The organism is Streptomyces sp. GQ60 (assembly GCF_059758875.1).
In genome coordinates, this window is the sequence record NZ_JCAXEG010000001.1 from 680,826 (window position 1) to 695,183 (window position 14,358).

Consider the following 14,358-nt stretch of genomic DNA (forward strand, 5'->3'; position numbering starts at 1 on the left):
ACTGAGCAGGTGGTTCATGGTGCCTTTCGGCGAGCTATTGTGCGGAGCATGTCGACCGTTGAAAACGCATCGCCCGCCGACGAAAGCGCCCCCGCCGAGGCAGCCGGCATCGCCGCCCAGGACTGGGCCACGGCCTCCGCCTCGCCGCAGTACCGGGCCGCCGTGGTGGATCTCCTCGGGGCGCTCGCGTACGGCGAACTCGCGGCCTTCGAACGCCTCGCGGAGGACGCGAAGCTCGCGCCCACCCTCGGCGACAAGGCCGAGCTCGCGAAGATGGCCTCCGCCGAGTTCCACCACTTCGAGCGCCTGCGCGACCGGCTCACCGCGATCGACGAGGACGCCACCGCCGCGATGGAGCCCTTCGCGAAGGGCGTCGACGACTTCCACCGCCAGACCGCGCCGTCGGACTGGCTGGAGGGCCTGGTCAAGGCGTACGTCGGCGACTCCATCGCCAGTGACTTCTACCGCGAGGTGGCCACCCACCTCGACACCGACACCCGCGGGCTCGTCGTGAGCGTGCTCGACGACACGGGCCACGGCGGTTTCGCCGTGGAGAAGGTGCGCGCCGCCATCGAGGCCGACCCGCGCTGCGGCGGCCGGCTCGCGCTGTGGGCCCGCCGGCTGATGGGCGAGGCCCTGTCGCAGGCGCAGCGCGTGGTCGCGGAGCGTGACGCGCTCTCCACCATGCTGGTCGGCGGGGTGGACGGGATGGCGGCCGGCTTCGACCTGGCGGCCGTCGGCGAGATGTTCGCCCGGATCACCAAGGCGCACACCAAGCGCATGGCGGCCCTGGGCCTGGCGGCGTAGTCCCCGCCCCCCGGCGTACGTACACCGGCCCCCGCGCGGACGTTCCGTGCGGGGGCCGGTGTCATGGGTCAGTGGGGCCGTCTAGCCCCGCGTCGGAACCGAAAACGGAGCCCGGGGGGACGGCCTCCCGGTCCGGTCGGCGGGCCGCAACAGCAGGGACAGGACCACCGCCGAGACCAGCGCGCCGCCGATGAACGTCGCGAACAGGGTGTTGTGGCCGGGTCCCAGCGCGGTGTGCGTCAGATAGGCGCCGAAGAGCGCACCGGCCACTCCGCTCACCAGGACCGTCCGCGGGGAGGGCAGCCGCCGGCCGAGCGTACGGACGGCCGCTCCGGCCAGGGCGAGGCCCAGGAGAGCGGAGCCGAGCGCCTCGATCAGCAGCATGGGGGTTCCTCTCGAACGGCGGACGTACCGGGGCGAACCGGGGGGTCGTGTCTCACAGCGCTCCTACCCGAAGCGGAGGAAACGGAAACGGCCCGGCGGATTCGTCCACCGGGCCGTTCTCGGTACTTCTGGGTGCTGCCGGTTACTTCTGGGTCCTTCGCAGCGTCGGAGCGTTCGGCTCAGAGCGCGCCGAAGCCGACCTTGCGCACGCTGGGCTCGCCCAGGTCGACGTACGACAGGCGGTCGGACGGCACGAGGACCTTGCGGCCCTTGATGTCCGTGAGGCTCAGCAGCGACACCGAGCCGGAGAGGGCGGCGGTGACGATGCTCTCCAGCTCCTCGGCACTCAGGTCGCTCTCGAGCACGATCTCCCGGGGTGCGTGCTGCACGCCGATCTTGACCTCCACGGCCTTGTCCCTCCGACGGTCCGGTTCGCGCGATCAGCCGCGCCGTTACCCGGTCCACATTAGCCCGGAGAGGGGACGTGTCCGCCGCGCGGCGAAAACGCTCGCAGCGAACAGCCGCCGGTCAGACCGGCGGAGACCGCCGGGGCCGGCCCGGAAAGCAGGGCCGACGCCGGGCGGACACCGCTCAGGCGTCCGTCGGGTGCAGCGGGAAGCCGGCGATTCCCCGCCAGGCGAGGGAGGTCAGCAGCCCCACCGCGGTGTCCCGGGCGACCGGGCTCTCGCTCGACAGCCAGTACCGGGCCACGACCTGCGAGACCCCGCCCAGGCCCACGGCCAGCAGCATGGACTCGTCCTTGGACAGTCCGGTGTCCTCGGCGATGACGTCCGAGATGGCCTCGGCGCACTGCAGCGAGACGCGGTCGACGCGCTCGCGCACCGCCGGCTCGTTCGTCAGGTCCGACTCGAAGACGAGCCGGAAGGCGCCGCCCTCGTCCTCGACGTAAGCGAAGTAGGCGTCCATGGTCGCGGCGACGCGCATCTTGTTGTCGCTCGTCGACGCGAGCGCGGTGCGCACGGCGAGCAGCAGGGCCTCGCAGTGCTGGTCCAGGAGCGCCAGATAGAGGTCGAGCTTGCCCGGGAAGTGCTGGTAGAGCACCGGCTTGCTGACTCCGGCACGCTCCGCGATGTCGTCCATGGCCGCAGCGTGGTAACCCTGCGCGACGAAGACCTCCTGGGCGGCGCCCAGGAGCTGGTTGCGCCGGGCCCGGCGCGGAAGTCGCGTGCCCCGCGGACGCGCTGCCTCGGTCTGCTCGATGGCTGTCACGCCGCCTCCCACTTTCTTTAGAACACTGTGCGCCTTGCGTCGCGCGGCCATCGTACTTTTCGGTAACCGAATCTGGAGGGTTCAAGCCGAGTTTTCTCGCGGTACGGACCGCCGGTTACCCGCCGGAGATGCTGGTCAGCGCTTGCTCAGCGGTAATCGTCCTCGTCCAGGGTCACCACCCGGGTCTGCTCGGCGGCGTCCCCGTCGGAGGCTTCGCGCTGGCCCACCGGGGTCAGCGGATCGTCCTCGCTCGGATTCAACTCGGTGTTCTGCTCCGCCGCGTCCGCCTCGGGGGCTTCCACATCGAGGGCTTCCCGCACCTCTGACTGGAAGGTGTCCGGTTCCGCAGGGTCGACAGTCATGGAGAACCCCTTTCCATCTACGAGCCTAGGAGGATCGCGCATACCCCGCTAGGCGGTTCCGCAAGCGTCTGTGACGGCGAACACAAGAGGAGCCGCGTGATCGTCTCGTAACATTGCCCCATGTCTTCGACCGAGCTGCCGGGCGTACGGTCCACCGCCGCGCCGTCTCCCCAGGTGGGAGCCGCGCGGGTGGCCGACGGGGAGCAGCTGCGCACCGACCGGCTGCCCGGGCTGGAAATGAACGTACGGGTACGCCCGCCGGTCCGGGCCGGCCTGCCGCCCGCGCTCTTCGTCCACGGGCTCGGCGGTTCCTCGCAGAACTGGTCCGCGCTCATGGCGCGGCTGGCCGATTCCGTCGACGGCGAGGCCCTGGACCTGCCCGGCTTCGGCTGGTCCCCGCCGCCCGCCGACCGGGACTACTCGGTGACCGGGCTCGCCCGCGTCGTCATCCGCCACCTCGACGCCGCCGGGCGCGGACCGGTGCACCTGTTCGGGAACTCCCTCGGCGGGGCCGTCTCCACCCGGGTCGCGGCCGTCCGGCCCGACCTGGTGCGCACGCTGACGCTGGTCTCCCCGGCGCTGCCCGAACTGCGCGTGCAGAGGTCGGCCGTGCCGACGGCGCTGCTCGCCGTACCCGGCATGGCCGGGGTGCTCGACCGGCTCACCCGCGGCCTGAGCGCCGAGCGGCGCACCCGCGGGCTGACGGACCTCCTGTACGGAGACCCCTCCCGGGTGAAGCCCGAGGTGTTCGAGGCGGCCGTCGAGGAAATGGAACGGCGGCTCGCGCTGCCGTACTTCTGGGACGCGCTGACCCGTTCCTCGCGCGGCATCGTCGACGCGTACACCCTCGGCGGGCAGCACGGACTGTGGCGCCAGGCACAACGGGTGCTCGCCCCGACCCTGCTGGTCTACGGTGGCCGGGACCAGCTCGTCTCGTACCGTATGGCGCGCAAGGCCGCCGCGGCCTACCGGGGTTCGCGGCTGCTCACCCTTCCCGAGGCGGGGCACGTGGCGATGATGGAGTACCCCGAGGTGGTCGCGACCGCCTTCCGGGAGCTGCTGGACGCCACCGACGGGCACGGCGCCGAGCCCGACCCGGGCGTGCCGGATCCGGCCGTGCCGGGGCACACCGTGAACACCGACGAGGACGGCAAGGGCTGAGACGTGGGACGACATAGTCGCAAGGAGCCGGTCCAGGCTCCCGGCCCAGGCTCAGGCCATCCGCAGCCGGCCGAACGGGCCGGTGTCCGGGCCGCCGCCCAGGCCCCGGCCGGGTGGGCCGAGCAGTCCGCCGCCCCTCGCGGGTACGCGGCACCGCCGCGCCACGAGCCGGTGCCCGGCACGCGCGGCGGCCATCCCGAACAGCACGAGCCCGGCGGAGCCTGGGGCGCGGCCGCCGGTACCGGCGCCGTCTACGGGGACTGGCGCGGGGCCCCGGTCCGCGACACCCCGCCCGTCTACCGAGCCCCGGTCCACGACGCGCCCGTCCACGGCACCCCGGTCTACGAAACCCCGGTCCACGGCACCCCGGTTTACGAAACGCCGGCCTACGAAACGCCGGCCTTCGGCACCCCCGCGGCCGGCTTCCCGCAGGTCACCCTCGACTCGCCGATGACCTCCACGGGATCGCACCGCCGGATCCCGGTGGCCGAGGACGCCTTCACCGCGACGGGCTCCCACCGCGGGGTCCCGGTGGCCGAGGACGCCTTCACCGCGACCGGATCCCACCGCCGGATCCCGGTCCCCGAGGACGCCTTCACCGCGAGCGGCTCCTACCGGGCGGTCCAGGTCGCCGAGGACGACGCCCTCGCCACGAGCGGCTCCCGCCGGGCGGTCCAGGTCGCCGAGGACGCCTTCACCGCGACGGGTTCGCACCGCCGGATCCCCGCGCCGCGCACGCCGGTCGCCCCCGCCGAGGAGGAGCCGCCCGCGGCCGAGCGCGGCGTCAAGGGCCGTACGTACGCCGGGATGGCCGCCGCGGCCGTCACCGTCGTGCTCGCCGTCGTCGTCGCGGGCCAGGCGGCCTCCGACGGCGACAGCGGCAAGAACACCGTGCGCGCCGCCGACGAGGGCAACAGCCACACCGCCCAGGGCAACTCCGCCGTCTCCCGCTCCGACGGCCGGCCCACCCCGGACGCCTCCGCGGCGATCAAGGCCGCGCCGGAGCTCTCGTACGACCAGAAGATGGCGCAGCGGTTCCCGATCGACGAGAAGCTGAGGGGCTCCGGCGCCTTCGACACCGTGCCCGGTGTCGCACAGGGGCCCGGCAAGGGGAAGGTGGTCCGCTACCGCGTCGACGTGGAGCAGGGACTCGGCCTGGATCCGCAGCTGTTCGCCGAGGCCGTGCACCGCACGCTGAACGACGACCGGAGCTGGGGCCACGGCGGTACGAAGACCTTCGAGCGGGTGCCGGGCGGCGAGGCCGATTTCGTGATCACGCTCGCCAGCCCCGGGACCACCGGCGTCTGGTGCAAGAAGTCCGGGCTCGACACCACCATCGACAACGTCTCCTGCGACTCCGCGTCGACCGACCGCGTGATGATCAACGCCTACCGCTGGTCGCAGGGTTCGGCGACGTACGGGGCGGACCAGATGTTCGCCTACCGCCAGATGCTGATCAACCACGAGGTCGGCCACCGGCTCGGCCACGGTCACGTGAGCTGCCGGACACCCGGCGCCCTCGCCCCGATCATGCAGCAGCAGACGAAGTCGCTGGACATCAACGGCATCCAGTGCAAGCCCAACCCCTGGGCGTATCCGGGAAGTTGATCACCGGCGTTGACAAGCCGTCCGATGGCCGGTCATTGTTCTCCGCATGTCGCACCTGCACACCACCACCGCGAGCGCCGCCATTGAGCCGGCGCTGCTTGGTGTGACCGCGCACAGGGTGGCCGACATCTTCTGTCGCTGACGCCTCCGGGACTCCTCCGGCGGCGCCGGGACCGTCCTGCACTGCGAGGCGCCCTGCCTCGGATTCTCGTACCAGAACGACCAGCAGGTGACCGAGCTGCTGCTGGAGAGGCTCCCCGCCACCCTGTCGCTGGCACCGGGCGCGCTGGTGATCTGGCTCGTGATCGGCGTCGGCACCGGACTGCTGTCCGCGCTGCGCCGGGGCGGGTTCACCGAGCGGGCGCTGACCCTGGTCACCCTCGCAGCCACCGGGACCCCCGTCTTCATCCTCGGGCTGCTGCTGCTCATGGCCGTCTGCGCCTACCTGCGGTGGCTGCCCTTCCCGACGTACGTACCGCTCGGCGACGACCCCGAGCAGTGGGCGTGGAACCTGCTGCTGCCGTGGGTGACCCTCGGCTTCTTCGAGAGCGCGAAGTACGCCCGGCTGAGCCGCAGTTCCACGCTGGAGACGCTCGCCGAGGACCACATCCGCACCTTCCGCGCCTACGGGGTGGGGGAGCGGGCCATCGTGACCCGGCACGCGGTGCGGGGCGCGGTCGCCCCGGTGATCGCGCTCAGTGCCGTGGACTTCGGCACGATGATCGGCGGCGCCGTGCTGACCGAGTCGCTGTTCGGGATCCCCGGGCTCGGCAAGACCCTCATCGACGGCGTACGGGTGGTGGACCTGCCCGTGGTGGTGGGCGTGGTCCTCGCCATCGGCGCGGCCGTCGTGATCGCGGGTGTCGTCGCCGACGTGCTGTACGCCGTCGCGGACCGAAGGGTGGTGCCGGCATGACCGGCGCGAAGAAGGCGCTTCTGGTGGACGTCGCCGGCCTCACCGTCGACTTCCCGGTCGGCCGGCCGGGGGAGTACGTACGGGCCGTGGACGGGGTGTCCTTCACCCTGGAGCCCGGCCGCGCACTGGGCGTCGTGGGGGAGTCGGGAAGCGGCAAGTCGACTGTTGCGGCAGCCTTGTTGGGGCTGCACCACGGGACCGGAGCGCGGCTCGGCGGCGCCGTCCGGGTCGGCGGCACCGACGTGGGCGCGGCCTCCCCGGCGGAGCTCCGGGAGCTGCGCGGGGGAGTCGCCGCGATGGTCTTCCAGGACCCGCTGAGCTCACTGGACCCGTACTACGCCATCGGCGACCAGATCGCCGAGGTGTACCGGGTGCACGTCTCCGCCTCGCGGCGGGAGGCCCGGGCGCGGGCGGTGGAGGTGCTGGACCGGGTGGGCATACCCGACGCGGTACGCCGCTCCCGGGCGCGGCCGCACGAGTTCAGCGGGGGCATGCGGCAGCGGGCCCTGATCGCGATGGCGCTGGCGTGCGAGCCGAAGCTGCTGATCGCGGACGAGCCGACCACGGCGCTGGACGTCACCGTCCAGGCGCAGATCCTCGACCTGCTGCACGGGCTGCGGGAGGAGCGGGGGCTCGGGCTGCTGCTGGTCACGCACGACGTGGGTGTGGCGGCGGAGAACGTGGACGCGGTGCTGGTCATGAGGGACGGGCGGGTCGTGGAGCGGGGCTCGGTGGAGTCGGTGCTCTCCGCTCCGGCCGATCCGTACACCGCGGCGCTGCTGGCGGCGGTGCCTCGGCTCGACGCGGTGCGGGTGGGGCGGCCGGGGGTGGCCGTACGGGCGCTGCCCGTGCCCGTGCCCCGCACGCCGGCGGGGCTGGACGTGGCGGATTCGGGCGTAGCGGATTCGGGCGTGGCAGAAGTGGCGCCGCAGCAGCCGGAGTCGCCCGTCGTCGAGGCGTTTTCGCTGCGCAAGGAGTTCGGGCGCGGGAAGCGGCGCGTGGAGGCGGTCGGCGGGGTGTCGGTGTGCGTGCGGGGCGGGGAGACGCTGGGGATCGTCGGGGAGAGCGGCAGCGGCAAGAGCACGCTCGGGCGGATGCTCGTCGGGCTGCTGGAGCCCAGCTCCGGGCAGGTCCGGCGGGGTGGAGTGGAGAGCGTCGGCGTCGTGCCCGGGGTGCAGATGGTGTTCCAGGACCCCGTGTCCTCGCTCAATCCGCGCCGTTCGATCGGCGAGTCCATCGCGGACCCGCTGCGCGCGGCGGGGGACGAGGACCAGCGGGCGATCCGGACCCGGGTCGGTGAACTGCTGGTCCGGGTGGGGCTGGAAGAGGCGCACTACGACCGGTACCCGCACGAGTTCAGCGGCGGCCAGCGCCAGCGCGTCGGCATCGCCCGCGCCCTCGCGCCCCGGCCCCGGCTGATCGTCTGCGACGAGCCCGTCTCGGCCCTCGACGTGACCACGCAGGGGCAGGTCACCGCCCTGCTGGCCGAGCTCCAGCGGGAGCTCGGCATCGCGCTGGTCTTCATCGCGCACGACCTCGCCGTGGTGCGGCAGGTCAGCGACCGGGTCGCCGTCATGCGGGGCGGGGTCATCGTGGAGGAGGGCCCCGTCGACGAGGTCTACGACCGGCCGGCGCACGCCTACACCCGGGAGCTGCTGGCCGCCGTCCAGTCCCTCGACCCGGCCCTGGCCGCCGCCCGGCGGCTCGGGCGGCGCCGTTCCGGGGGAGTGCTCGCGGGGGCCTCGTAGCCCGCCACTCGTATTCCTTGACGTTCTTAGCGCGCTCGAACGCGAACCGTACGGGAAAGTTACGACTCTTCACCCCTTCCGGTGGCGCGACGGACAACCGTCCGTCGCGCCTTCGGCATATCCGCTTGAGTTCGTACCCGGCGGGTCGCCGGACCGACGGAGACCGCCTGAAACGGGAGATCGGGGGTGCCACTCGTGCGGATCGGACTGCTCACGGAAGGTGGTTATCCGTATGCGACGGGGGAAGCGAGGCTGTGGTGCGACCGGCTCGTGCGCGGGCTTCCCCAGCACGAGTTCGAGCTCTACGCCCTGAGCCGCAGCGCCGAGCAGGAGGAGCGCGGCCGGGTGCCGCTGCCCTCCCACGTCACCCGGGTGCGGACCGCCCCGCTGTGGGCACCGGCCGACGACGGGCGCAGCTACCGCCGCCGCGAGCGGCGCCGCTTCGCCGCCGCCTTCACGGAACTGGTCCGCGGGGTCTGCGGAGCCGACCCGGCGCGGTTCGCGGACGGGCTGTACGGGCTGGCCGGGCTCGCCTGGGAACAGGGCGGGCTGTGCGCGGCACTGCGCTCGGAGACGGCCGTACGGGCGGTGGAGTCCGCCTGCCGCGCCCCGGAGGCGAGCAGGGCGGTACAGCGGGCACAGGTCGCGGACCTGCTGGAGTTCGTGGACGAACTGGAGCGGATGCTGCGGCCGTTGTCCCTGGACTGGTACGAGGACCTGCGCGAGGTCGACGTCTGCCACGCGGCCGCGGGCGGGGTGGCGGCGCTGCCCGGACTCCTGGCCAAACGCTTCTTCGGAGTGCCGCTCCTGGTCACCGAGTACGGGGTCCAGCTACGGGCCCACTACCTCGCCCACTCCGCGCACTCCGCGCGGGACGAGCGGCCGGCCGTACGGGCCCTGCTCGCGGCCTTCCACACCCGGCTGGCCGGCGAGATCTACGCCCAGGCCGACCTGCTCACCCCCGGCAACGCGCACGCCCGGCGCTGGCAGGAACGCTGCGGCGCCTCCCGGGACCGGCTGCGCACGGTCTACCCCGGGATGGAGGCGGACCGATTCGCCGGAATCGGCGAGGACCCCGCGTGCGGGGACCCGCACACGCTCGTCTGGGTCGGCCGGGTGGACCCCGCCAAGGACCTGATCGCCCTGCTGCACGCCTTCGCCGAAGTGCGCAGGGCCGAACCGCGCGCGCGGCTGCGGATCTTCGCGACGCCGGTCGGGACGGGGGCCGCCGGTGCGGCCGGGGCGGGGAACCAGGCGGTCGGGCACGGGTACCTGGCCGACTGCCGCTCGCTCGCCGCGCAGCTCTTCCCCGACGAGGCCGCCGACGCGCACGCGGTCGGCGAGAACCCGGTCACCTTCGAGGAGATCGGCGGTCCCGACGCACCGTCACCGGCCGCCGCGTACGGCTCCGGGCGGGTGGTGGTGCTCTCCTCCGTCATCGAGGGCTTCCCCATCACCCTGGCCGAAGCGATGTTCTGCGGCCGGGCCACCGTGTCCACCGACGTCGGCGCCGTCGTCGAGGTGATCGGCGGGACCGGGCTCGTGGTGCCGCCGCGCAATCCGCGCGCACTCGCCGAGGCCTGCGTCTCGCTGCTGCGGGACCCCGAGCGGGCCCAGCGGCTCGGTTCGGCCGCCCGGGCCCGGGCCCTCGAACTCTTCACCGTCGAGCAGAACGTCGCCGCCTTCCAGGAGTCCTACCTGCGGCTCCTCGCCCGCGGCCCGGCCCGCCCCGACGGCACCGGGGTGCCCTTCGAGCAGCCGCCCGAGGCCCGGGTCCCGGGCCACTGGGCCACCCCCACCTGGGCCACCCCGCACCCGGAGCCCACCCCGTCCGCCGGGCCCGCCCCCGCCCCGACCGGCCCCCGGGCCCCCGGCGGGGCCCGGCCCGCCGGTACCCCGGAGGGTGCCGCGGCCGACGCCCCCGCCCCGGACGCCCGCCCGGGCGGCTCCGGTGCGCCCGGTCCCGCCGACGGGTCCGGGCCGGACGCGGACCGCGTCATGGTGCCCGCGGCGAATTCGGAGGCCCCCGCATGACCGTGCCCCTGGACGAAGCCGTCCCCCCCATGGACCCGACTCCGCCCGCGCCCCGCAGGGCCCGCTCCGGCGGGGATCCCGTCAAGGCACTGCTCCACCGCCACCGGGAGCTCTGCGAGCACGCCGTCGACCCGCTGGAGATCGCCGCCGGGCTGGAGGCGCACGGCATCACCGACCGCACCGCCGCCCGGTTCCGCCACCGGGACGTCTTCTCCCTCGCGGAGGAGCTCTACGCCCGGACACCCCGCGACGGCACCCCGCCCGCCCCGCCGGCCGGGATCCCGGTCCACGCCAGGGCGGTACGGGGCTTCGGTTACGCACTGCTGCCCGGGGCCCTCGCCCTGGGCGCGGCCGCCGCCGGCCTGCCCTGGGCCGGAGCCTTCTCGGTGCTCGTCACCGTCGCCGCGCTCGGCCGGCCCGCCCGGGCCGCCGGGGGCCGCTTCCCCGTCGCCGTGTACCTGCTGGCCGCCGCCGCCCTCGGCTGGGCCGTCCACCGCCACGGCACCCCGCTCGGGATCGCCCTGGCCGTGGCCGTCGCCCCCGGGCACCTGGCCGGCGCCGTCTTCGCGGCCCGCGCCCGGCGCCGGCTCGCGGGGAGCCGGGCCCTGGAGGACTTCGCCGACGGGGTGAGGCCGCTGCTCGTCGGCACGCTCGTGCTGTACGCCGCGGCCGCCGCGGGGGCGGCCGCGCTGGCCGGGACTCCCCCGTCGGTGGCGGTACCGATCGCCGTGCTCCTCTTCCTGACCCGGCTGCTGCTCGGCCACGGAGCCCCCCGCGGAGCCCTGGGGGCGGCCCTGGCCCTCGTACTCGCCCTGCTCCCGGTCCCGGCGGCGCCGTTCGCCGCCGCGGCGGGGGTCCTCGTACCCGCCGTCCTCGCGCTGTCGCGGGCCTCCGCGCACGCGCGGCGGCCCTGATTCCTTCGGAAGCAGACACCGAAGCGCCGTACCCCCCCACCCCGATCCACCCATCCACCAAGGAGAAACAGGAAATGACCGGCCAGCCAACCAACCAAGGGGCCGCGCGATGAGGGTGTTGCTGATCGGAGCCAACGGATACCTCGGGCGCTACGTCGCCGACCGGCTGCTCGCCGACCCCGCGGTCCAGCTCACCGCGCTCGGCCGCGGCGACGACGCCGACGTCCGGTTCGACCTCGCCACCGGCAGCCCCGGCGCGCTCACCCGGTTCCTCGACGCCGTCCACCCGGGCGTCGTCATCAACTGTGCGGGAGCCACCCGGGGCGGCGCCCGCGAGCTCACCCGGCACAACACCGTCGCCGTCGCCACGATCTGCGAATCGCTGCGCCGCAGCGGCTGCGGCGCCCGGCTCGTCCAGCTCGGCTGCGCCGCCGAGTACGGGCCCAGCCAGCCCGGTTCGTCCACGGCCGAGGACGCCGTGCCCAGACCGGGCGGGCCGTACGGAGTCAGCAAACTGGCCGCCACCGAGCTCGTACTCGGCTCGGGGCTGGACGCCGTCGTCCTGCGGGTCTTCTCGCCGGTCGGCCCCGGCACCCCCGCGGGGTCCCCCCTCGGCCGGCTCGCCGAGGCCATGCGGCGCGCGATGCAGTCCGGTGACGGCGAGCTCAAGCTCAGCGGCCTCGGCGTCCAGCGCGACTTCGTCGACGTACGGGACGTGGCGCGGGCCGTGCACGCCGCCTCGCTGTCGGCGGCCCAGGGCGTCGTCAACATCGGCACCGGCCGGGCGGTCCGGCTGCGCGACGCGGCCGGCGTGCTGGCGCGGGTCGCCGGATACGGCGGCTCGCTGCACGAGATCGACGTACCGCAGCACGCCCAGCACCCGCAGGCGCACGGCCACCCCGGCCGGCCCGCCGGGCTCTCCGCCATCGGCTCCCCGCGCTCCGAGGCCACGGCCGAGCAGCTCGCGGCCGCGACGGCCCAGCCCCCGTACCCCTACCCGGACGGCTGCGGAGCCTGGCAGCAGGCGGATGTCCGTACCGCCCGCGACCGGCTCGGCTGGCGGCCGCGGATCAATCTGGAGGAGTCCCTCGCGGACATCTGGATGGAGGCGGCGTGCCGCATCTGACGACCCCGCCGGCCGCCGGCCAGGCCGCCATCGAGGCGGGCCGGATCGGCTTGGGCGTCCCCGGGTACGCCCACCCGCTGCTGGCACCGGTGGAGTGGGCCGAGCTGACCCGGCCCGGCACCCCGCTGCACTGGGCCGTCCTCAACGTCACGGACGGGCCGGGCGGCCGGCCCGACCCGCACTGCACGGAGGCGGCCGCGAAGCTCCGCCGGGCGGGCGGCTCGGTCCTCGGGCATCTCGCGATGCGAGACGGTGAGCGGTGCTTCGGGGAGCTCGTCTCCGACGCCCACCGCTTCAGGGACTGGTACGGAGCCGACGGCTTCTACCTCGCGGACGCCCCGGCCGGGCAGGCGGAGCTGGCCTCCGTGCGCCGGGTCGTGGACACCCTGCGGGGACTGGGGGAGGGCATGCGGATCGTCCTCGGACACGGCACCCACCCCTGCGAGGGGTACGCGGAGACCGCCGACCAGCTGGTCACCTTCTCCGGGACCTGGGCCGACTACCGCTGGTCGCAGGTCGCGGAGTGGACGGCGGACCACCCGCCGGAGACGTTCTGCCACCTCGTGCACGGAGTACCGCGCACCCACCTGGAGGAGGCGCTGCGGATCGCCCGCTGGCAGGGCGCGGGAACCATCTGGTTCACTGACCGGCGGGGGGCCGCAGACCGGGACCCCTGGGCCTCGATGCCCGCGTACTGGGACGAAATCGTCTCGCGGATCGGGACGGGTGTCTTGGAATGAAGACGGGCGTGGCACTGTTACGGGATAGAACAACCCTTAAATGCTCCCCACTGCCGTGGGGATGACCCTGGAGTTCCCGTGTCGCTGCCACCCCTGGTTGAGCCAGCTGCTGAGCTCACCGTTGACGAGGTCCGCCGGTACTCGCGTCACCTGATCATCCCCGACGTAGGGATGGACGGGCAGAAGCGCCTGAAGAACGCCAAGGTGCTGGCCGTGGGCGCGGGCGGCCTCGGCTCGCCCGCCCTCATGTACCTGGCCGCGGCCGGCGTCGGCACGCTGGGCATCGTGGAGTTCGACGAGGTCGACGAGTCGAACCTGCAGCGCCAGATCATCCACAGCCAGGCGGACATCGGCCGTTCCAAGGCCGAGTCGGCCCGCGACAGCGTGCTGGGCATCAACCCGTACGTGAACGTGGTCCTCCACGAAGAGCGGCTCGAAGCCGACAACGTGATGGAGATCTTCAGCCAGTACGACCTCATCGTCGACGGCACGGACAACTTCGCCACGCGCTACCTCGTGAACGACGCCTGCGTGCTGCTGAACAAGCCGTACGTCTGGGGCTCGATCTACCGCTTCGACGGCCAGGCCTCGGTCTTCTGGTCCGAGCACGGTCCGTGCTACCGCTGCCTCTACCCGGAGCCGCCCCCGCCGGGCATGGTCCCGAGCTGCGCCGAGGGCGGCGTGCTGGGCGTGCTCTGCGCGTCCATCGGGTCCATCCAGGTCACCGAGGCCATCAAGGTCCTCACGGGCGTCGGCGAGTCGCTGGTCGGCCGCCTGATGATCTACGACGCCCTGGAGATGCAGTACCGCCAGGTCAAGGTCCGCAAGGACCCCGACTGCGCGGTCTGCGGTCCGAACGCGACCGTCACCGAGCTCATCGACTACGAGGCCTTCTGCGGCGTCGTGTCGGAGGAGGCCCAGGAGGCCGCGCTCGGCTCGACGATCACTCCCAAGCAGCTCAAGGAGTGGATCGACAACGACGAGTCGATCGAGATCATCGACGTCCGCGAGATCAACGAGTACGAGATCGTCTCGATCCCCGGCGCGAAGCTGATCCCCAAGGGCGAGTTCCTGATGGGCACCGCCCTCCAGGACCTGCCGCAGGACAAGCGCATCGTCTTGCACTGCAAGACGGGTGTCCGCAGTGCGGAAGTCCTCGCGGTCCTGAAGTCCGCGGGCTTCGCGGACGCGGTCCACGTCGGCGGCGGCGTCATCGGCTGGGTCCACCAGATCGAGCCCGAGAAGCCGGTCTACTAGCCGGCCGGTCCACGGCAGTCACCCGGAGGGGCCGTACCCCGCTCGCGCGGGGTGCGGCCCCTCCGGCTTGC

The 14,358-nt window shown here is 73.6% G+C and carries 14 protein-coding genes and 1 pseudogene; 11 read left to right on the forward strand and 4 right to left on the reverse strand.

What is annotated here, in order from left to right:
- Positions 1–48: 48 nt before the first annotated feature.
- Positions 49–807, forward strand: coding sequence for a ferritin-like fold-containing protein (locus AC6CKD_RS03225; protein ID WP_498324965.1), 759 nt, complete (start codon positions 49–51; stop codon positions 805–807).
- A gap of 81 nt (positions 808–888) precedes the next feature.
- On the opposite strand, the gene AC6CKD_RS03230 is transcribed toward AC6CKD_RS03225, so the two are convergent.
- The 4 genes from AC6CKD_RS03230 to AC6CKD_RS03245 all read right to left on the reverse strand — a co-directional run bounded on the left by AC6CKD_RS03230 (position 889) and on the right by AC6CKD_RS03245 (position 2,783).
- Positions 889–1,191: a hypothetical protein gene (locus AC6CKD_RS03230; protein WP_498324966.1), complete on the reverse strand. Its 303-nt coding sequence runs from the start codon at positions 1,189–1,191 to the stop codon at positions 889–891.
- A 179-nt stretch (positions 1,192–1,370) separates the two neighbouring features.
- Entirely contained in the window at positions 1,371–1,598 is a 228-nt protein-coding gene (locus AC6CKD_RS03235) for a DUF3107 domain-containing protein (protein ID WP_498324967.1), read from the reverse strand.
- Positions 1,599–1,782: 184 nt separating this feature from the next.
- The gene (locus AC6CKD_RS03240) at positions 1,783–2,421 is read right to left on the reverse strand and encodes a TetR family transcriptional regulator (RefSeq protein WP_498324968.1); all 639 of its coding nucleotides are present in this window, start codon (positions 2,419–2,421) and stop codon (positions 1,783–1,785) included.
- 146 nt (positions 2,422–2,567) lie between these two features.
- Positions 2,568–2,783 carry an Rv3202a family protein gene (locus AC6CKD_RS03245; RefSeq protein WP_498324970.1) on the reverse strand — a complete coding sequence of 72 codons (216 nt, stop codon included), beginning with the start codon at positions 2,781–2,783 and terminating at the stop codon, positions 2,568–2,570.
- Positions 2,784–2,903: 120 nt separating this feature from the next.
- On the opposite strand from AC6CKD_RS03245, the gene AC6CKD_RS03250 reads away from it, so the two are divergent.
- The 10 genes and pseudogenes from AC6CKD_RS03250 (at position 2,904) to moeZ (ending at position 14,287) form a co-directional block, all read left to right on the forward strand.
- Entirely contained in the window at positions 2,904–3,944 is a 1,041-nt protein-coding gene (locus AC6CKD_RS03250) for an alpha/beta fold hydrolase (protein WP_498324971.1), read from the forward strand.
- A gap of 3 nt (positions 3,945–3,947) precedes the next feature.
- Entirely contained in the window at positions 3,948–5,552 is a 1,605-nt protein-coding gene (locus tag AC6CKD_RS03255; RefSeq protein ID WP_498324972.1) for a DUF3152 domain-containing protein, read from the forward strand.
- Between the two features lie 46 nt (positions 5,553–5,598).
- Positions 5,599–5,694: an Ms4533A family Cys-rich leader peptide gene (locus tag AC6CKD_RS03260; RefSeq protein WP_498324974.1), complete on the forward strand. Its 96-nt coding sequence runs from the start codon at positions 5,599–5,601 to the stop codon at positions 5,692–5,694.
- A gap of 6 nt (positions 5,695–5,700) precedes the next feature.
- Positions 5,701–6,468: pseudogene (locus tag AC6CKD_RS03265) on the forward strand (ABC transporter permease); the annotation flags it as partial.
- Entirely contained in the window at positions 6,465–8,216 is a 1,752-nt protein-coding gene (locus AC6CKD_RS03270) for a dipeptide ABC transporter ATP-binding protein (protein WP_498324975.1), read from the forward strand. The pseudogene AC6CKD_RS03265 and the gene AC6CKD_RS03270, both read left to right, overlap by 4 nt.
- A gap of 195 nt (positions 8,217–8,411) precedes the next feature.
- Positions 8,412–10,250: a DUF3492 domain-containing protein gene (locus AC6CKD_RS03275; protein ID WP_498324976.1), complete on the forward strand. Its 1,839-nt coding sequence runs from the start codon at positions 8,412–8,414 to the stop codon at positions 10,248–10,250.
- A complete protein-coding gene (locus AC6CKD_RS03280; protein ID WP_498324977.1) occupies positions 10,247–11,164 on the forward strand; it encodes a hypothetical protein in 918 nt (305 codons plus the stop codon). The genes AC6CKD_RS03275 and AC6CKD_RS03280 overlap by 4 nt, the downstream gene beginning before the upstream one ends.
- Before the next feature lie 109 nt (positions 11,165–11,273).
- Positions 11,274–12,290 (forward strand): NAD-dependent epimerase/dehydratase, encoded by a 1,017-nt coding sequence (locus AC6CKD_RS03285; protein ID WP_498324978.1) that lies wholly within the window; start codon positions 11,274–11,276, stop codon positions 12,288–12,290.
- Positions 12,278–13,030: a spherulation-specific family 4 protein gene (locus AC6CKD_RS03290; protein ID WP_498324979.1), complete on the forward strand. Its 753-nt coding sequence runs from the start codon at positions 12,278–12,280 to the stop codon at positions 13,028–13,030. Before AC6CKD_RS03285 ends, AC6CKD_RS03290 begins: the two co-directional genes overlap by 13 nt.
- Before the next feature lie 78 nt (positions 13,031–13,108).
- Complete coding sequence (gene moeZ, locus AC6CKD_RS03295) at positions 13,109–14,287, forward strand: adenylyltransferase/sulfurtransferase MoeZ (protein ID WP_498324980.1); 1,179 nt, start codon at positions 13,109–13,111, stop codon at positions 14,285–14,287.
- The last annotated feature ends 71 nt before the right edge of the window (positions 14,288–14,358 follow it).